Origin of the sequence: Pseudomonas sp. DP-17, assembly GCF_022380625.1 — a bacterium.
GTDB classification, from domain to species: Bacteria; Pseudomonadota; Gammaproteobacteria; order Pseudomonadales; family Pseudomonadaceae; genus Pseudomonas; species Pseudomonas nitroreducens_A.
The window spans coordinates 544,529-563,150 of sequence record NZ_JAKSXG010000004.1; the positions used below are offsets into that span (position 1 = coordinate 544,529).

At 66.6% G+C, this 18,622-nt stretch carries 17 protein-coding genes; 8 read left to right on the forward strand and 9 right to left on the reverse strand.

Features of this window, described 5'->3' with window-relative positions; all coding sequences use genetic code 11:
* Window positions 1-233 precede the first annotated feature (233 nt).
* Window positions 234-1,148 (reverse strand): LysR family transcriptional regulator, encoded by a 915-nt coding sequence (locus tag MJ122_RS11810; RefSeq protein WP_017517481.1) that lies wholly within the window; start codon window positions 1,146-1,148, stop codon window positions 234-236.
* A gap of 313 nt (window positions 1,149-1,461) precedes the next feature.
* Between MJ122_RS11810 and MJ122_RS11815 the strand changes: the two genes are divergently transcribed.
* From MJ122_RS11815 to MJ122_RS11825, 3 genes are all read left to right on the forward strand, one after another.
* A complete protein-coding gene (locus tag MJ122_RS11815; protein ID WP_088417192.1) occupies window positions 1,462-2,481 on the forward strand; it encodes a zinc-dependent alcohol dehydrogenase family protein in 1,020 nt (339 codons plus the stop codon).
* Between the two features lie 434 nt (window positions 2,482-2,915).
* The gene (locus tag MJ122_RS11820; RefSeq protein ID WP_081516800.1) at window positions 2,916-3,374 is read left to right on the forward strand and encodes a (2Fe-2S)-binding protein; all 459 of its coding nucleotides are present in this window, start codon (window positions 2,916-2,918) and stop codon (window positions 3,372-3,374) included.
* Window positions 3,375-3,385: 11 nt separating this feature from the next.
* Window positions 3,386-5,629 (forward strand): xanthine dehydrogenase family protein molybdopterin-binding subunit, encoded by a 2,244-nt coding sequence (locus tag MJ122_RS11825; protein WP_239744276.1) that lies wholly within the window; start codon window positions 3,386-3,388, stop codon window positions 5,627-5,629.
* Window positions 5,630-5,700: 71 nt separating this feature from the next.
* Here the strand turns inward: MJ122_RS11825 and ptrC are convergent, their stop codons facing one another.
* Window positions 5,701-5,898, reverse strand: a complete 198-nt coding sequence (gene ptrC, locus MJ122_RS11830) for a type III secretion system co-regulatory protein PtrC (RefSeq protein ID WP_088417588.1) — start codon at window positions 5,896-5,898, stop codon at window positions 5,701-5,703.
* Between the two features lie 206 nt (window positions 5,899-6,104).
* Here ptrC and MJ122_RS11835 point away from each other — a divergent pair, with 206 nt between their 5' ends.
* A complete protein-coding gene (locus MJ122_RS11835; RefSeq protein WP_017517486.1) occupies window positions 6,105-6,440 on the forward strand; it encodes a ribonuclease E inhibitor RraB in 336 nt (111 codons plus the stop codon).
* A 105-nt stretch (window positions 6,441-6,545) separates the two neighbouring features.
* Here the strand turns inward: MJ122_RS11835 and MJ122_RS11840 are convergent, their stop codons facing one another.
* From MJ122_RS11840 to MJ122_RS11870, 7 genes are all read right to left on the reverse strand, one after another.
* Window positions 6,546-7,406, reverse strand: a complete 861-nt coding sequence (locus MJ122_RS11840) for a DMT family transporter (RefSeq protein WP_239744277.1) — start codon at window positions 7,404-7,406, stop codon at window positions 6,546-6,548.
* A 55-nt stretch (window positions 7,407-7,461) separates the two neighbouring features.
* Complete coding sequence (agmR, locus tag MJ122_RS11845; RefSeq protein ID WP_088417189.1) at window positions 7,462-8,127, reverse strand: response regulator AgmR; 666 nt, start codon at window positions 8,125-8,127, stop codon at window positions 7,462-7,464.
* Between the two features lie 95 nt (window positions 8,128-8,222).
* The gene (locus tag MJ122_RS11850) at window positions 8,223-8,786 is read right to left on the reverse strand and encodes a PQQ-dependent catabolism-associated CXXCW motif protein (RefSeq protein WP_239744278.1); all 564 of its coding nucleotides are present in this window, start codon (window positions 8,784-8,786) and stop codon (window positions 8,223-8,225) included.
* A gap of 105 nt (window positions 8,787-8,891) precedes the next feature.
* Window positions 8,892-9,710, reverse strand: a complete 819-nt coding sequence (locus MJ122_RS11855) for an ABC transporter permease (RefSeq protein ID WP_239744279.1) — start codon at window positions 9,708-9,710, stop codon at window positions 8,892-8,894.
* Window positions 9,707-10,438: an ABC transporter ATP-binding protein gene (locus MJ122_RS11860; RefSeq protein WP_239744333.1), complete on the reverse strand. Its 732-nt coding sequence runs from the start codon at window positions 10,436-10,438 to the stop codon at window positions 9,707-9,709. Before MJ122_RS11860 ends, MJ122_RS11855 begins: the two co-directional genes overlap by 4 nt.
* A gap of 26 nt (window positions 10,439-10,464) precedes the next feature.
* A complete protein-coding gene (locus tag MJ122_RS11865; RefSeq protein ID WP_239744280.1) occupies window positions 10,465-11,424 on the reverse strand; it encodes a YVTN family beta-propeller repeat protein in 960 nt (319 codons plus the stop codon).
* A 27-nt stretch (window positions 11,425-11,451) separates the two neighbouring features.
* The gene (locus MJ122_RS11870; RefSeq protein ID WP_239744281.1) at window positions 11,452-12,654 is read right to left on the reverse strand and encodes an ABC transporter substrate-binding protein; all 1,203 of its coding nucleotides are present in this window, start codon (window positions 12,652-12,654) and stop codon (window positions 11,452-11,454) included.
* A 169-nt stretch (window positions 12,655-12,823) separates the two neighbouring features.
* Between MJ122_RS11870 and MJ122_RS11875 the strand changes: the two genes are divergently transcribed.
* From MJ122_RS11875 to nahK, 4 genes are all read left to right on the forward strand, one after another.
* Complete coding sequence (locus MJ122_RS11875) at window positions 12,824-12,982, forward strand: hypothetical protein (protein ID WP_172419192.1); 159 nt, start codon at window positions 12,824-12,826, stop codon at window positions 12,980-12,982.
* A 318-nt stretch (window positions 12,983-13,300) separates the two neighbouring features.
* Entirely contained in the window at window positions 13,301-14,635 is a 1,335-nt protein-coding gene (locus MJ122_RS11880) for a sigma-54 dependent transcriptional regulator (protein ID WP_239744282.1), read from the forward strand.
* 265 nt (window positions 14,636-14,900) lie between these two features.
* Window positions 14,901-16,058, forward strand: coding sequence for a nitric oxide-sensing protein NosP (gene nosP / locus MJ122_RS11885; protein ID WP_026078765.1), 1,158 nt, complete (start codon window positions 14,901-14,903; stop codon window positions 16,056-16,058).
* A complete protein-coding gene (nahK, locus tag MJ122_RS11890; RefSeq protein WP_239744283.1) occupies window positions 15,988-18,615 on the forward strand; it encodes a hybrid sensor histidine kinase/response regulator NahK/ErcS' in 2,628 nt (875 codons plus the stop codon). Before nosP ends, nahK begins: the two co-directional genes overlap by 71 nt.
* Window positions 18,616-18,622 lie beyond the last annotated feature (7 nt).

Consider the following 18,622-nt stretch of genomic DNA (forward strand, 5'->3'; position numbering starts at 1 on the left):
GCGCAAGGGGGCGCTCGGGAACTAATCGAACGAGTGCATTTTGATTATCACGTGGAGTGATAAAAGCCTTTGCGCCATGCGCATGAATAGATAGAAGGAATGGGCACGCAGATTGCCCGCAAGCAGCGTTACGTAGGGCGAATAACGCCTCGGGCGTTATCCGCCGCGTCGGTGCCGGCGGATAACCCGTTCCGGGTTATGCGCCCTGCAGGCGGGATACGGAGGGAGTTGCGTCAGAGGCTGTCGGGGTCACCCACGAACATGGTGATGCGCGAGCGCAGCCAGCGCTCGGCCGGGTCCTGGTCCTGGGCGCCGCGCCAGACCATGGAGAGTTCGGCCAGACGTGTGGGGAAGGGCGGCTCCTCGGCGCGCAGGCCGCCGGCGGCGGTCAGCGCCAGGGCCACGTACTCGGGCACGGTGGCGATGATGTCGGTGCCGGCCAGCAACTGGGCGAGGCCGACGAACTGCGGCACGGCCAGCACCACCTGGCGCTTGCGGTCCATCTCGGCGAGGGTCTGGTCGACGAAGCCGTCCAGGTCGCCGGCATAGGACACCAGCGCGTGCGGGCGCGCGCAGTAGTCGTCGAGGGTCAGCGCGCCGGGGATCGAGTCGGCGCGCAGGATCTTCCAGGTGCTGCGGCGCAGGGTCTTGCGCTTGGCGTTGGCCGGCAGCTCGTCGGTGTAGCTCACGCCAACGGAGATTTCCCCGGAGGACAGCAGCTGCGGCATCAACAGGTAGTTGGCGCGGCGCACCACCAGAGTGATGCCCGGTGCCTCGGAACGCAGGCGGCGCAGCAGCGGCGGCAGCAGACCGAACTCCACGTCATCGGACAGGCCGATGCGGAACACCGCCTTGCTGGTGGCCGGGTCGAAGTCGGCGGCGCGGCTCAGGGCGGTGGAGATGGAGTCCAGCGCTGGCGAGAGGTGGCCGAAGATTTCCTGCGCCCGCGCGGTGGGCTCCATGCTGCGCCCGGTGCGTACGAACAGCGGATCGTCGAACAGACCGCGCAGGCGCGCCAGGGCCGCGCTGATCGCCGGCTGGCCGAGGAAAAGCTTCTCCGCGGCGCGGGTCACGCTGCGCTCATGCATCAGCGTCTCGAAAACGATCAACAGGTTGAGGTCAACCTTGCGGAGGTCGTTGCGGTTCATGGGGACTCCCTGGCGATGGGGGAAAAGTGAGGCCGAGCGTGTCCTGAGTCAAGTCTGTCAGATAAGTCCTTGATCAATTTCCACTTTTTTAATGAGAATCTCGCCCAGGCGATGTGGTCTGACTCTGTATGAACAGAGCCACCGCTGCCTCGTGGACAGCCCCGGCGCAGAGCCTTGCGGCCGCGCCGGACAAGGCTTTCAAGGCGGGCCGAATCATCGCCATTTATGTCAACTATCAACGGTGAACGGTGGCGTCACCCCTAAAGCCCGGATAGAGTCCGTGGCTATGAGCACTATTAAGGCGAGGTATGTGATGTCCCGCATGATCCGTTTCCACCAGTTCGGTGACGCCTCGGTCCTGAAGATCGAGGAAATGCCGACCCCGCAACCGGGGCCGGGTGAAGTGCTGGTCCGTACCCAGGCACTGGGGGTCAGTTGGCGCGACGTGCTCTGGCGGCAGAACCTCGCCCCGGATCAGGCCAAGCTGCCGGCGGGCATCGGTTATGAACTCTCCGGCATCGTCGAAGCCGTGGGCGAGGGCGTGGAAGACCTCGAGCCCGGCGTGGCGGTGGCCAGTTTCCCGGCGAACTCGCCGAACCTGTACCCGGCCTGGGGCGACCACGTCATCGTGCCGCGCACCTCGCTGACCCGTTATCCCGAGGTGTTGAGCCCGGTCGAAGCCGCGGTGCACTACACCGGCCTGCTGTATTCGTACTTCGCCCTGGTGGAGTTGGCGCAGATCAAGCCCGGCCAGCGTGTGTTGATCACCGAGGCCGGTCATTGCCTGGCTCCGCAGGCGGTGCAGCTGGCCAAGGCGCTCGGCGCCCAGGTGATCGCCACCACCAGCCACGAGGAAACCCGTGAGTTCCTCAAGGGCCTGGGTGCGGACAAGATCATCTACACCGAGGAGCAGGACCTGGTGCTGGAAGTCGAGCGCTTCACCAAGGGTGAAGGCGTGGAGATCGTCCTCGACCAGTGCGCCGGCCCGCAGATGAAACTGCTGGGTGACGTGGCCGCACAGCGCGGCAAGCTGATCCTCTACGGCATCAACGGTGGCAATGACGCAGCCTTCCCGGCTTGCGCGGCGTTCAAGAAGCACCTGCAGTTCTACCGTCACTGCGTGCTGGACTTCACCGGGCAACCGGAGATCGGCCTGACCCGCAACGACGAAGCCGTGCAACGGGCGCTGACCGCGATCAACCAGATGACCGCCGACCAGCTGCTCAAGCCGAGCATCGACCGGGTGTTCGACTTCGCCCAGTACCGCGACGCCAACTACTACATGGAAACCTGCCCGGGCGGCGGCCGTGTGGTGATGAAGATGCCGGAGTGATCCGTCATCCGTAGCTGAAAGAGCCACTCTTCGGAGTGGCTTTTTTATGCGCACGGCCTTTCCGGCCTCCTTGTAGGAGCGAGCTTGCTCGCGAACCCTCGTGTTGCTGCGGTGCGGCCTGAAGCCGATCGCGGACGGAGTCCGCCCCTACAAAAGCAGCACCGTGCGTGGCGGGAGGGTAGGAGCGGACTCCGTCCGCGATTGCTCGCCGGCTACGCGATTCACATCCCGTCACACCCTGCGCAGAATCAGGCAAGCCTCAAGAGAACCAGGCAAACCGCTCGGCACCTTCCTCGCGTATCGTCGCGGCACCCGCCTGCGCTTGCGCCTAGGCTTAATCCATTGCGTGTCGAAGCCGTTGCGCTTCGCTCCTGTGACCACCCGCATTCCATCACCCGGCTTTTCATATCCAGAATAAAGAGGTGAACCTCCTGATGATTACCGTGAACCTGAACGGCAAGGACCACGAGCTCGACGCCCCCGGCGAGATGCCGCTGCTCTGGGCCATCCGCGACGTCGCCGGGCTGACCGGCACCAAGTACGGCTGCGGCATGGCGCTGTGCGGCGCCTGCACCGTGCACATCGATGGCCAGCCGACGCGTTCCTGCGTCACCCCGCTGGCAGCGGTGGCCGGCAAGAAGATCACTACCATCGAGGCGGTGGCCGAGCAGGCTGCCGGCAAGGCTGTGCAGGAAGCCTGGCGTAAGCTCGATGTGGTGCAGTGCGGCTACTGCCAGTCCGGCCAGATCATGTCGGCCACCGCGTTGCTGGCCTCGAACAAGAAGCCCAGCGACGCCGACATCGATGCCGCCATGAGCGGCAACATCTGCCGCTGCGCCACCTATGCGCGGATCCGCGCGGCGATCCACGACGCCGCCCAGACCCTGGCTTGAGGACCGAAGTCATGCTCGAACCCCGAATCGACGAAAAGCCGGCGCAGCCCGGCAGCATCCTCAACGTCAGCCGTCGCAGCTTCCTGCGCGGCGCCGGTGGCCTGGCCCTGGGCATCTATTTCGCGCCGCTGCTGGGTAAGCTGGGTGACGCCCAGGCGGCCAGCGATTTCGAACCGAACGCTTTCGTCCGCATTGCCCCGGACGGCACCGTTACCGTGATCGCCAAACACGTGGAAATGGGCCAGGGCAGCTACACCGGCCTGGCTACCCTGGTGGCCGAGGAACTGGACGCCGACTGGAGCCACGTGCAGGTCGAAGGCGCACCGGCGGACGCCAAGCGCTACGCCAACCTGGCCTTCGGCAACCTGCAGGGCACCGGCGGCAGCAATGCCATGGCCAACTCCTTCGAACAGATGCGCAAGGCCGGCGCCAGCGCCCGCGCCATGCTGGTGGGGGCAGCGGCGGAGCAGTGGAAGGTACCGGCGGCGCAGATCGAGGTGCACGACGGCGTCGTCACCCATCCGGCTTCCGGGCACAAGGCGAGCTTCGGCGAGTTGGCCGAGGCCGCGGCGAAGCAGCCGGTGCCGGCGGATGTGAAGCTGAAGGACCCGACGGACTTCAAGCTGATCGGCCAGGTCAAGCTGCCGCGCAAGGACAGCCCGTCGAAGACCGACGGCACCGCGCAGTTCACCCAGGACGTGCATCTGCCGGACATGCTGGTGGCGGTGGTCGCCCACCCGCCGCGCTTCGGCGGGGTGCCGGCGAAGATCGACGCAAGCAAGGCCAAGGCCGTGCCCGGTGTGGTGGAGGTGGTGCAGTTCCCCGGCAGCGAGCGGCGCTTTGCTGGCGTCGCGGTGCTGGCGAAGAACACCTGGGCCGCGCGCCAGGGGCGTGACGCGCTGCAGGTCGAGTGGGACGAAAGCAAGGCCTTCAAGATGGGCAGCAAGGAAATCTTCGCCCAGTACCGTGACATGGCCAGCAAGCCGGGCCTCGTGGCGCGCAACGAGGGCGACATCGGCAAGGCGCTGGAGAAGCCGGCGCACCTGATCGAGGCCGAATACCAGTTCCCCTATCTCGCCCACGCCGCCATGGAGCCGCTGAACTGCCTGGTCTTCCTCAAGGAAGACAGCTGCCAGATCTGGAACGGCGAACAGTGGCAGACCGGCGACCAGGGGGCCGTGGCGCAACTGCTGGGCCTGCAGCCCGAGCAGGTGAGCATCACCCAGTTGTACGCCGGCGGCAGCTTCGGCCGCCGCGCCAATCCGCATTCGGACTACGTGCTGGAGGCCGCAGCGATTGCCCAGGCCGCCCGCGCACAGGGCGTGAAGGTGCCGATCAAGATGGTCTGGACCCGCGAGGACGACACCCGTGGCGGCTATTACCGTCCAGCCTTCCTGCACCGCGCGCGGCTGGCGGTGGATGCCCAGGGCAACCTGGTGGGCTGGGAGCAGCGGCTGGTGGGGCAGTCCTTCATCGTCGGCACGCCGTTCGAGAAGTTCATGGTCAAGGACGGCGTCGACAAGATCGCCGTGGAGGGGGCCGCCGATCTGCCCTACGCCGTGCCCAACCTGCGCGTCGAGCAGGCGCTGGCGGACAACGTCACGGTGCCGACCCAATGGTGGCGCTCGGTGGGCCACACCCACACGGCGTTCTCCACCGAGACGCTGATCGATGAAGCCGCCATCGCCGCCAAGCAGGACCCGTATGAGTTCCGCCGCAGGCTGCTGGAGAAGCACCCACGGCATCGCGGCGCGCTGGAACTGGTGGCGCAGCGGGCGAACTGGCTGGCGCCGCTGGAAAAGGGCAAGGACGGTGAGCAGCGCGGCCGCGGCATCGCCGTGCACGAGTCGTTCGGCAGCTTCGTCGCCCAGGTGGTGGAAGTGACCTGCAAGGCCGACAAGAGCTTCAAGGTCGATCGCGTGGTCTGCGCGGTGGATTGCGGCCTGGCGATCAACCCCGACGTGATCAAGGCACAGATGGAAGGCGGCATCGGCTTCGCCCTGTCGGCGGCATTGCACAGTGCCATCACCCTGACCGACGGCAAAGTCGACCAGTCCAACTTCCACGACTTCCAGGTCCTGCGGATCAATGAGATGCCGGTGGTGGAGGTGCACATCGTGCCGTCGGCCGAGCCGCCAACCGGTGTTGGCGAGCCCGGCGTGCCGCCCCTGGCGCCGGCGCTGGCCAATGCGCTGTTCGCGGCGACCGGTAAGCGTATCCGCACCTTGCCGATCGGCAATCAGTTGCAGGCCTGAGTCCCGCCCCCGAAGGCAAATGCCCCGCATGAGCGGGGCATTTGCCGTTCAGGGTCTAAGCTTTCCTGAGATCAGGCGACCAGGGCCTGCCGTTCGTGCGCCTCGCGGATCAGCTCGCGCAGTACCCGGCGTTCTTCGGGCAGGGTGGTGGCGTTGTGCAGGGCAAGTCCGCCTTCCTCGTCGGTGACGGCGACCTGGGTCTCGAAGTGCAATTGCACCTCGTCCAGGGTGATGTAGGTGATGCGGTACGCCTCGTCGGTGCTGTGCATGGTCGCAGGCTCGATGTGGGAGGGCGCAGGCCCGATGGACGCATCGTCGCGCTGAGCCGGCGAGGGCGGAAGTGAAACGCCGTGATGGTGAACATCACGAAAGACGATGGTGCCGGCGAAGTTTTCCGGCATCTGTCATGCAGGACGGGTATCCTGCGCGGGCGTGCCCACACCGGGCACTTTGTAAATCGAATTGGAGCAGTGACATGAGCCGCGACAAGCAGCTTTTCCCGGAAGACGAAATCGGCGATGCCCTGTGGGCCCTGCAGGAAGACGGCGAAGACCTCTCCCTCGAGCATGAGGTGGAGTTCGCGGTGATCTTCCCGGACGAGCAGTCCGCCCTGGACTTCGCCATCATGCTGCTGCAGAACGGGCAGAAGGTGGCGTACTCCGAGTACGACGGCAACGACAAGCTGCCCTGGCAGGTCCTGGCCTATCCGGTGATGGAACTCTCCTACGAGCACATCAGTGGCTACGCGGCGCTGCTGTCCGAGCACTCCGCCGACCTGGGCGGCCAGATGGACGGCTGGTCGGCGCTCTGATCGGCTGATGCGGCACAGGAAACGGCGCCTTCGGGCGCCGTTTTTTATGCACCTGGCGCCGAGTCCCACAGGCGGACTCTGTCGTTCGGAACCGGACGGACAGGATCAGGCGCGCTCGGCGACAGGCGCGCGCACCTTGGCCAGCAGGATCAGGGCGATGCCGCCCAGCACCGCCAACGACACCAGCGCCAGGCGCAGGCTGATCGCCTCGCCCAGCAGCACGGCACCGGAAAGGGCGGCCAGGATCGGCACGCTCAATTGCACCGACGCGCCCTGGATGGCCGACAGGCCCGGCAGCGCGCTGTACCAGATGGCATAGCCGATCCCCGAGGCCACCGCGCCGGATAGCGCGGCGTAGACGACGCCGGGGGTGTCCAGCCGCAAATCGGCGTGAAACAACAGCGCCAGCACCGCGGCAAGGGCAATGGCGCGCACGAAGTTGCCGGTAGTGGTCGCCAGCGGATCGCTGCCCTTGCGCCCGAGCAGCGAGTACAGCCCCCAGGCCACGCCTGACAGCAGCATCAGCAGCGCCCCCGCCAGAGGCGGCGCGCTGGCGCTGGGCAGCAACTGCACCAGCAGTCCGCCCAGGGCCAGCAGGAAGCCCACCAACGCCTGCCCCCGCAGACTTTCGCCGCGCAGCAGGCCGACCAGGATCATGGTCACCTGCACCGCGCCGAACAGCAGCAGCGCGCCGGTGCCGGCATCCAGTTGTACGTAGGCGTAGGAGAAGGCCGCGGCATAGACGAACAACGCCGCTGCCGCACGCCAGTTGCCGCCCTCGCCGGCCACGCGGCGGCGCAGTTTCAGCAGCAGCGCGAGCACCAGGGCGCCCGAGAAGATGCGGATGCCGGTAAAGCTCACCGCGTCGATGCTGGTGGCCTTCAGGGCCAGGCGGCAAAGGAGGGAGTTGCCGGCGAAGGCGATCATCGCCAGGCCGCTCAGGCTCAGGGTGCGGGTGGAGGGCATCGAGGGGTTCCCGGTAGCGGTCGCAACGGCACTTTATGAATCGGCGGGCCTCGCTTCAACGACGAAGGTAGGCGGCGAAGTCGATATCGCCCGCGCAGAGGATGGCCTGTACGCGGTTGTGCACTTTCAGCTTGCGCAGGATGGCGGAGACGTGGGCCTTCACCGTGGTTTCGGCAATCTCCAGGTTGTACGCGATCTGCTTGTTCGATTCGCCCTTGGTCATCCGTTCCAGCACCAGCAACTGTTTGCGGGTCAAGGCCTGCAGCAGTTCCGGCGGGATGCTGTGGTCGTCCTGGCCGCTGCGCCGCGGCGAGGATTTCTGCGTGCGGATGATGTCCGACGGCAGGTAGACGTTGCCATTGAGGATCTGCTCGATGGCCTCGGTCATCTGCACCCGTGGCGAGGACTTGGTGATGAAGCCGACGGCGCCGTAGGTGATGGCCTGCAGGACGACCTGCTTGTCCTGCTCGGCGGAGACGATCACCACCGGGATGGTCGGCGCTTCGTTGCGCAGGCTCATCAGGCCGTTCAGGCCATGCATGCCGGGCATATTGAGGTCGAGCAGGATCAGGTCGAGATCGTCGTGTTCCTGGGTCAGGCCCAGGGCGCTGTCGAGGTCGGCGGTCTCCATCACTTCGCTGCCAGGAAAGCCATCGGCGATGACGTTGTGGATGGCTTCGCGGAACAGCGGGTGATCGTCGGCGATCAGGATCTTGTACATGGCCTACACCTCGTTGTTGTCGTTATGGGTGGCGAGCGGCTTGCGGTCGCAGGCTACTACAGGTGTCACGGAAGCTGGTGTCACGGAAGCAGGTGTCACGGAAGGGGTTGCGGTTGTGCATCCTGCAGGGGCAGCCCGGCCTGTTCCCAGGCGTCGATACCGTCACGGTACCAGTAGAGGCTGGCGTAGCCCAGCGCATGTGCGCGGCGGATGGCATTCCAGCTCATCCAGCAGTCGGAGCGGCAGTAGAAGACCAGTGGGCGCTTGGCATCCCCCTCGGTGAGATGGGAGAGATTCCGCTCGAAGTAGGCCTGCCACTGCGGCTCCAGGCTACCGGTGCCGACGTTGGCCAGCCAGAGGCTGCCGGGCAGGTTGCGGTGTTTTTCGTCCTCGACGAACTGGCCGTTGAGCCAGGTGCGGCGGTAGACATCCACCAGCCGGGTCCGCGGCTCGCGTTTGAGCAGCGCCTGCAGGGCCGCGGTGTCGAGGGTGGTGGCGTGGTCGGCGGAAGGCGGAGTCGGGCTGCGGTACTGGGCCTGGCGGTAACCGTCGGCAGAGAACAGCGGCGTTTCCTCGGCCTGGGCGGTCGCAAGCGTGAGGGGCAGGCTGAGCAGGCAGGCGGCCAGGCAGCCGGGCACAGCAATAGCAAGGCGAGGCATGGCGGAGTCTCTGTTGGTTCTTCTTGTAGTAGCCATTAGATGCCGGCTGTGCGGCTTTGGAAATTCGACGTCCGGAGGGGCGAACCGGTACCAAAGTAGTAGGTTTCACCCCTTGCGCAGGGCGGCATGCTGCGGGTTGAAGGTCAACACCGCGAGGCTGGCGAAGAGCAGCGTCAGGCCCAGGCAGATGCCGGTGGCGGGCAGGTTGAAGCGCTCGTACAGCGCGAAGCGCACCAGCTCGACGGCGTGGCTGAACGGGTTCAGCGCGCACAGCCAGTAGAGCCACTGGCTGGCCTCGCGCATCTTCCACAGTGGGTAGAGGGCGGAGGAAAGGAAGAACAGCGGGAAGATGACGAAATTCATCACCCCGGCGAAGTTCTCCAGCTGGCGGATGCCGTTGGACAGCAGCAGCCCCAGTGCGCCTAGCAGCAGGGCGGCCAGCAGCAGTGCCGGCAGCGCTGCCACCAGTCCCATGGCCGGCGGCTGCACGCCATACAGCCAGGCAATGAGCAGGAAGGCATAGACCTGCAGCAGCGACACCAGGGCAGTCGCCAACAGTTTGCTGGCGAGCAGGAAGGCGCGCGGCAGCGGGCTGGTCAGCAGCACGCGCATGCTGCCCATCTCGCGGTCGTAGACCATCGACAGCGAACCCTGCATGCCGTTGAACAGCAGGATCATGCAGCACAGCCCCGGCACGATGTAGGTCTCGTAGGTGACGTAGGTGTCGTACGGCTCGATGATCGAGATGCCCAGCGCGGCGCGAAAGCCTGCGGCGAACACCAGCAGCCAGAGCAGCGGGCGGACCAGCGCGCTGAGAAAGCGCGAGCGTTGCAGGACGAAGCGCAGCCATTCGCGCATGACGATGCCGCACAGGCATTGCCAGTAGGCGGCGGGGCCGAAGCGCGAATTCTCCAGGGCGCTCATGCGCAGGCCTCCAGGCGGGTCAGGCGCTCGAAGGCGCGCTCCAGGTTGCCGGCGTCCGGGGCGCAGACGTCTCGCGCCTCGCCACGGGCAACCAGCCGGCCGCGGTAGAGCACCAGCAGCGCATCATCGTTGCGGACTTCATCGAGCAGGTGGGTGGCCCAGAGCACCGCCAGCCCATCTTCCCGACACAGGCGGCGCACGTGTTCATTGAGCGCCTGGCGCGCCGCCGGGTCGAGGCCGATGCTGGCTTCGTCGAGCAGCAGGAGGCGAGGGCGATGCAGCAGGGCGCGGGCGATTTCCACCCGACGGCGATGCCCGCCATTGAGCGCGCGGACCTTGTCGCGGCGGCGTTCCAGCAGTTGCTGGCGGGCCAGTTCGGCGTCGATCCGCTCGTTCGCCACGCTGCGCGGCAGGCCGTGCAGGGCGGCGTGGTAGCGCAGGTTCTGCTCCACGCTCAGGTCCAGGTCCAGGGTGCTCTGCTGGAACACCACGCCCAGCTCCCGCAGTGCCAGGCGCGGCTGGCGGCGAAGGCTGCAGCCGAGCACGTCGATCTCGCCCTGCTGCAGGTCGTAGAGGCGGGTGAGCAGGGCGACCAGGGTGGACTTGCCGGCGCCGTTGGGTCCCAGCAGGGCGGTGAAGCGCCCGGCGGGCAGCTCGAATTCCAGGCCGTCGAGGGCGCGGCGCGGGCCGTAGGAGAAGCCGAGGTCGCGGACCGCCAGCGCATTCATGCTGAGTGCGTTCGTGGTGGGCGCGTTCATGGCGTCACCACCACGCCCCACGGGTAGCGGCCGACCTTGATCGACTTGGCGACCTTGCGCGAGGCCACGTCGATCACCGAGACGTCGCCGCTGACGCCGTTGGTGGCCAGCAGGGTCTTCTCGTCCGGGGTAAAGGCCAGGTGCCAGACGCGACGGCCCACCAGCAGGTAGTCGAGCACTTCGAAGGTCTTCGCATCCACCACCGCCACATGGTTGGCCGGGCCGAGGGCAACGAAGGCCAGCTTGCCGTCGGCGGTCAGCTGCACGCCAACCGGCTGCACCTTGTCCGGGTGTACGCCCTGGATGGCGAAGCGCAGGGTCTTGAGAATCTTGCGGCTGGCGGTATCGACCACGCTGACGGTGCCGCCGATCTCCGCCGAGACCCAGACCTGCGAGCCATCGTGGGTGAACTCGGCATGGCGCGGGCGCTGATCCACCAGCGTGCTGTCCACCAGCTTCTGGGTCGAGGTGTCGATCCAGTGCAGCATGTTGGTGGTCTCGCTGGTGTTCACCGCCCACTTGCCGTCGGGGCTTACCGCCATGCCTTCGGGCTCGACGCCGACGTCGATCTGCCCGAGTACCTGGGCGGTCTGGGTGTCGACCACGGTGACCAGCGCATCGTCCTCGTTGGAGACATACAGCCAGCGGTCATTGGGGTGCAGGGCGAACTGCTCGGGGTCGGCGCCCGAAGGCAGCTGCCTGATGATCTTGCGCGTGGCGAGGTCGATCACCTGCACGGTGTCCGAGTCGCTCGCGCAGACATAGAGCAGCTTGTTGTCGTGGGACAGCGCGAGCCCGCGCGGGCGCTTGCCGGTGTCGATGCTGCCGGTGACGGTCATGCTGTCCAGGTCAATGACGCTGAGGTTGTTGTCCTTCTCGTTGGAGACGTAGGCGGTGGCGGCGAAGGCCGGCGAGGCAAGGCTGAGCGCAATGGACAGGGCAAGCAGGCGGTGCATGGGCAAGGTCCTCGTGGACGGTTCTTGTCAGGGCTTTGCGTCGGCGAGATGGCACTGGCTTTCCGGTGCGTCGAGGCCGAGGCTGTCGAGTTCGCTGGCAGGGTGCAGGAAGCCTTCCTGCGGCGAGGTGCTGACCAGCGCACGCGGTTGCACCAGCGGGATCGGCTGGCGCAGCTGGCCGTCCCAGGGGCGGAAGCCGAGCTTGTAGCCCTTGAAGCCATCGAGCGGCAGGTCCGGGGAGAGCGAGAGCTTGCGGACCGCCATGGGCTCGGCGTCGCGCAGGCGGGTAACGGCGCTGGCGATGCTGCGCACGGCGATCCAGGCGGCGAAGTCGCGATCGTTCATCCAGCGCCCGGCGTGTTCCTCGAAGCGTTTTTGCAACTGCGCAGCGCCGTAGGTTTCCACGGTCTTGTGCCAGCCGGTGGCGACCAGCCCCTGGGTGCCGGCCACGGGGCGCGGCAGCCAGGTGTTGTAGGGCACGTACTCGCCGAAATCGCCATGTTCGTCGGCCACCAGCACGGCGTCGTAGTCCTCGCCGGACTGGGTGAACAGCGCCATGTCGGCCTGGGCGCTGCGACGCTGGTCGTTGTCGAAGGTGAAGGGTTTTTCTTCGACTATCTTTGCGCCGAAACGCTTGGCCGAACGGCGCAGGGCGGCCGCGTAGGCGGCGTCCTCGGGACGCTGGCCGACGATCAGCAGCCAGCGCGTCCACTTGCGCAGCACCAGGAACTGGGTGAGGGCGTCGGTCAGCATCAGCCGGCTGGGCAGGGTGTGCAGCACGTTGAGCGCGCACTGGCTGGCGCGCAGCTCGTCATCGGCGGCGCCGGCATTGAACAGCAGGCTGTCCGGCAGTGCGGCGGCCACCTGGCGCAGGGTGTCGGCCGGTGCGTTGACCACGAACAGGCGCAGGCCGGCATCGTGCAGGCGCCTGGCTTCCGCCAGCAGCTTTTCAGGGGTGTCGGTACGGACGGCTTGCAGGCTGTAGCGGTGCTTGAGGAAGCGCCCGGTGCTGTTGCTGTCGGTGATCGCCAGCTCTGCGCCGCGCAGGCCTGCGTCGGTGGGTTCGGCAATGACGTTGGACAGCAGCGGCCCAGGATCGGGCGTATAGCCCAGGTAGCCGATGCGGACTTCCAGCGCCGGCGCATCCTCGGCATGCGCGTCGAGGCTGGAAGCGGCTGCGCAGACGACTGCGAGCAGATAGGCCAGGCCGTGCAGGACGAACAGGCGCATGGGGCGACTCCTTTTCCGGGCCGACATGTTCTTGTGCGGCCAGCATAGGAAGCGCCGGGGGTGCGGCAAATATGCAGAAAGTACCGATGGGGCAATACCAAGGTAGTAGATTGCGCGCCGCATCTGCGGCCTAGGATGGCGCTACAAGAACCAGAAGAGGAGCGTCGCCATGCGTATCGCCGTCACTCTCGTCCTGCCGATCCTGCTGATGCTCAGCCTGTTCGGCTTCGATTTCCTCTATACCCGCAATGGCTACCTGCCGGCGGCGGAACTGCGCGCGCCGGCTGCGCCGATGGGCTGTTTCACGCCCTGCCGCAGCGCGCCTTGACGACCTGCGCTCTGCTCTTCAGTGCGACCCTTTCAGCGGAGCCTGTGCCTTGGACCCAGGCTTGACGAACCGCGCCCAGGTGCCGGTTGACCCTGTGGTGCGTCTACCCAGGCGATCGGGTGCGGCAAATCTGGCCGAACGGTCAGCGCGGTGGCGCGCAATGGCCGGGCAGCCTTCACGCTGCTGAGATCGTTTCGTCATTGACCTTATAGGAAAACGGTCGATGGGCGGCGTCAATATATTGCTAGCGTTACAAATTGGAGCGCCAACCGACTGTTTTATAAAGTTTTTCAAAATAATGGCGCCAAGGAAGGGAGCATGCTCGAGGCAGCCACGAATCTTCGTCGCCTGCTGGTGGTCGATCCGTGCGACGATTGCCGCAGGCTTTTACCCGGACTACGAGCGGCAGGATGGGAGGTGGACAGCTGCGAGCTGGACAATGCCGGCAATCGCGGCTGCGACGTCGGCCTGTTGCGCCTGCAACCCTGGCACCTGGAGCGCCGGGAGTCGGTCAAGGAACTCATCAGTCGTAGCGGCACGGAGTGGATAGCCGTGCTCAGCTCCGACACCTTGCCGCTCCATGAAGTGGGTGATTTCGTCAGCGAATGGTTCTTCGATTTCCATACCCTGCCTTTTGACGTGGCGCGTGTGCAGGTCACGCTCGGCCGCGCCTTCGGCATGGCGCGCCTGCGGGGTCGGGGCAGCATGCACAGCGATGAGCACGAACACGAACTGCTCGGCGAGAGCCGCGACGTTCGCGAGCTGCGCAAGCTGTTGGCGAAATTCGCGCCGACCGAGTCTCCCGTGCTGATACGCGGCGAGAGCGGTACCGGCAAGGAACTGGTGGCGCGCACGCTGCATCGCCAGTCGCGACGGGCGATCCGCCCGTTTGTGGCGATCAACTGCGGGGCGATGCCGGAGACGCTGATCCAGTCCGAACTGTTCGGCCACGAGAAGGGCGCGTTCACCGGGGCGCACCAGCGCAAGATCGGCCGCTTCGAACAGGCCAACGGCGGTACGCTGTTCCTCGACGAGGTGGGCGACCTGCCGCTGGAGCTGCAGGCCAACCTGCTGCGCGTTTTGCAGGAGAAGCAGATCGAGCGGGTCGGCGGCAGCCAGCCAATCGATGTCGACGTGCGGGTGCTGGCGGCGACCCACGTCGACCTGGAACAGGCGATCCGCGCCGGGCAGTTTCGCGAGGACCTCTACTACCGGCTCAATGTCCTGCAGGTGTCGACCTCGCCGCTGCGCGAGCGCAATGGCGACCTGGCGCTGCTGGCCAACCACTTCGCCCACCTTTATAGCGTGGAGACCGGCCGTCGCCCCAGGCGCTTCTCGGATGACGCGCTGGCGGCAATGGCCGAGCACAATTGGCCGGGCAACGTGCGCGAGCTGGCGAACCGGGTGCGGCGTGGCCTGGTGCTCGCCGAAGGGCGACAGATCGAGGCGCGCGACCTGGGCCTGGAGCGGGAAAAAGGCCGCTCGGCGCACCTGCCCCTGGTGACCCTGGAGGAATACAAGCTCGGCGCGGAGCGCCAGGCCATGTGCGATGCACTCGCCCGGCACGGTGACAACCTCAGCGTGGCGGCGCGGATGCTGGGCATCTCGCGGCCGACTTTCTATCGCTTGTTGCACAAGCATCAGCTGCGCTAGTGCGGGGTGGCCTGGCACGGCGGGCGGACGTGTTCGCTCCGCCGCTGCGGCTATGCCTACGGCAAATGCCTCACGGCGGAGCATAAACATGGGAGGGAGTGCAGCGAGACCCATCGACTCCGGGGCACCGACAGCAGGGGTATTGGCAAGCTCGCTCCTGACATCCCGCTACTTTCGGATAGACCCGCCGCGACCCAAGTAGCATGGGGCGCGCCCCGGCCGCTTCGTAGAATGCCCCTGTCGATATCCTGACTGGGCGTACGCCATGCACGAAACACAAGGAGTCGTTCGCGGCATGTCCAGCGCCCGCGACGTCGAGGCGGTCGCCCAGGACCTGGCGCGCCAGCTGATCCATCCCAACCTCGGCTTCGTGCTGTTCTTCTGCTCCGCCGAGTACGACCTGCCGGCGCTGGCTGCCGCCCTGGAGCAGTATTTTGGCGGTATCGACCTGGCCGGCTGTACCACTGCGGGGGAGATCACTCCGCAGGGCTACGGCCGCGGCTGCGTCACCGCCGTGGGCTTCGACTTGCGCAGCTTCGCCGTCTCCTGCGCGCTGGTGGACGAAATGGAGCGCTTCAGCCTGATCGACGCGCAGCAGATGGTCGAGTCGCTGGTGGCGGACTGCCGCAGCGCAGGGCTGGCGCCGATCAAGGACCACAGTTTCGCCCTGACCCTGCTCGACGGCCTTTCCAGCCGCGAGGAGGTGGTGCTCGCCGCGCTCAGCGCCGCGCTCGGCGCCATTCCGCATTTCGGCGGCTCGGCCGGCGACGACAACCACCTGACCCACACCCACGTCTACTACCAGGGCCAGTTCCACACCGGCGCGGCGGTGGTGGTGCTGTTCAACACCTGGCTGGATTTCGAGGTGTTCACCACCCACCACGTGCTGCCCAGTGAAGAGAAACTGGTGGTCACCCGCGCCGACAGCGACAGCCGCCGCGTGCTGGAGCTCAACGCCGAGCCGGCCGCGCTGGAGTTCGCCCGGCTGGTCGGGGTGCCGCTGGAACAGCTGGACTTCTCGCTGTTCCCGGCACATCCACTGGCGGTGCGGGTGCGCGACCAGTACTACGTGCGCTCGATCCAGCAGATCAACGACGACCTCAGCCTGACTTTCTATTGCGCGGTGGAGAACGGCATCGTCCTCACCGCCATGAGCACCGGCCCGCTGCTGCCGGGGCTGCAGGCGCAGTTCCAGCGTTTGCACGAACGCCTCGGCCCGCCGCTGCTGACCATCGGCTGCGACTGCTTCCTGCGCCGCCTGGAGCTGGAGGTGGCCGGCGATACCGAGCCTACCGCCGAGTTTCTCCGAAGCCAGCAGGTGATCGGCTTCAATACCTACGGGGAGCAATTCAATGGCATGCATATCAACCAGACCTTCACCGGTGTCGCCATTGGCCGTCCTCGGGGCAATGCCGGACGCTGAGCTGCGCGCGCGCATCGAGGAACTGGAGCGCGACAACCACAAGCTGCAGCGGATCAACGCGGCGCTGATCGAACGCGTCGAATCGGCCACCTCGCGGGGCGACAACGCCTATGGCGCCTTCCAGCACTCGGTGGTGCTGGCCGAACAGGTGCGCGAGCGCACCGATGCGCTGAGCGAGGCGATGGTCGAGCTGAAATCCAGCAACCAGTTGCTCAGCGATGCCCGCCTGCGCGCGGAAACCGCACACCAGCACCTGCTCGACGCCATCGAGAGCATCTCCGATGCCTTCGTGCTGTTCGACCCGCAACAGCGCATCGTCCTGTACAACGAGCGCTTCCGTGCCTTCTGGGCGCAGACCCGCGCCCGCGTCGGTGCGGGAACGCGGCTGAGCGAGGTGCGTCGATTGGCGCAGAGCAGCGGCCTGATCGTCGAGGAGCAGCGCAGCAGCGATGACGAACACACCCTCTATCGCCTGCGCAACGAGCGCTGGGTGCGCGTTACCGAGCGGCCGACCCGCGACGGCGGGCTGGTGGTGCTCTACAGCGACATCACCGAGATCAAGCAGAGCGAAATGGTCCGCCGCGAGCAGGCGGTGGCGCAGAAGTCGCACCTGCTGCAGCGCGCCGTGGACAACCTGTCCCAGGGCGTGGCGATGGTCGGCGCCGATGGCGCGCTGGAGCTGTGGAACCGGCGATTCCTGGAGCTTTGCGGGCTGGCGCCGATCGAGGCGCATCGGCCCTTCGCCGAGGTCATGGCCGACAGCGAACTGCCGTTGCTGACTCCGCGCAGCCGCCCGCGCAAGGGCGAGGCGGAGGGCGTGATCGAGCAACGGCTGTTCGACGGGCGCATGCTGGAAATCCGCACCCACGCGCTGCCCACCGGCGGCTTCGTCAACACTTTCACCGACATCACCGAGCGCTACCGGCATGCCGAGGCGCTACGCGAAAGCGAGCGCTGGATCCGCCTGATCACCGATCAGGTGCCGGCGCTGATCGCCTACCTGACTGCCGACCTCGACTACGACTTCACCAACAAGGTCTACGAGGAATGGTACCGCTGGCCCAGCGGCTCGATGCTCGGGCGCAACCTGCGCGAGGTGCATAGCGCCGAGCACTGCCAGCGCCTGGAGCCGTACTTCGAGCGCGCACTGTCGGGCGAGAGCGTCACCTTCGAGATCGCCGAGACCAACCTCGCCGGGCAGGAGCGCTACATGCAGCGCTCCTACGTGCCCAATCGCCAGGCCGACGGCACCGTGACGGGCCTGTTCGTGCTGATCCGCGACATCACCGAGCGCCGCCGCACCGCAGAAGCCTTGCACCAGGCCTACCAGAACCTCGAACAACGGGTGCGTGAACGCACCGCCGAACTGACCAGCCTGAACGACCAGCTCAAGCGCGAGATCGACGAGCGCAGCCAGGTCGAGGCGCGCCTGCGTGAGGCCAAGCGCGACGCCGAGCAGGCCAACCTGTCAAAGACCAAGTTCCTCGCCGCCGTCAGCCACGACCTGCTGCAGCCGCTGAACGCCGCGCGCCTGTTTACCAGCGCGCTGCAGGAGCGCAGTGGCGAGGCGCTGGTGCGCAACATCAGCCAGTCGCTGGAGGATGTGGAGACGCTGCTGGGCACCCTGGTGGACATCTCCAAGCTGGACGCCGGGGTGATCAAGCCGGACATCGCCTCGTTCGACGTCAGCGAACTGCTCGGCAACCTCGCCGCCGAATACCGCCAGGTGGCCGCCAGCGAAGGCCTGGCGCTGGACTTCGTGCCGTGCGGCGCGCAGGTGCGCAGCGATATCCAGCTGCTGGCGCGGATCCTGCGCAACCTGCTGACCAACGCCATTCGCTACACACCCTCGGGCCGGGTGCTGCTGGGTTGCCGGCGACGTCGGCAAAGCTTGTGGATCGAGGTCTGGGACACCGGTGTGGGCATCGCCGCCGACAAGCTGGGCGAGATATTCCAGGAGTTCAAGCGCGGCGATGTGCAGCGTTTCCATCAGGATCGCGGGTTGGGGCTGGGCCTGGCCATCGTCGAGAAGATCGCGCGCATGCTCGGTCATCGCATCCAGGTGGAGTCGGTGCCGGGCAAGGGCTCGCGCTTCGCCATCGAAGTTCCGCTGGCGCGCCGTGTGGCCCGCGTGGCTCCGGAGCCGGAGCGCACCGCCGACGACCTGGTGGAACGCCTGCGCGGCTCCCGCGTGTGGGTGCTGGATAACGACGCCTCGATCTGCGCCGGCATGCGTACGCTGCTGGAAACCTGGGGCTGCCAGGTGGTGACGGCGCTGTCGGAAGAAGACCTGGCGCGCCAGGTGGACAACTTCCACGCCGAGTCGGACCTGCTGATAGTCGACTACCACCTCGACGACGGGCTGAACGGGGTCGATGCGGTGGCCTCGATCAACGCCCGCCGCGGCACGCCGCTACCGGCGCTGATGATCACTGCGAACTACAGCAATGAGCTGAAGCAGCAGGTGCGCGAACTGGGCCACACGCTGATGCACAAACCGGTGCGGCCGATGAAGCTGAAGACGGCGCTGTGCCACCTGATCGATAGCACACACTAGCGAGCGC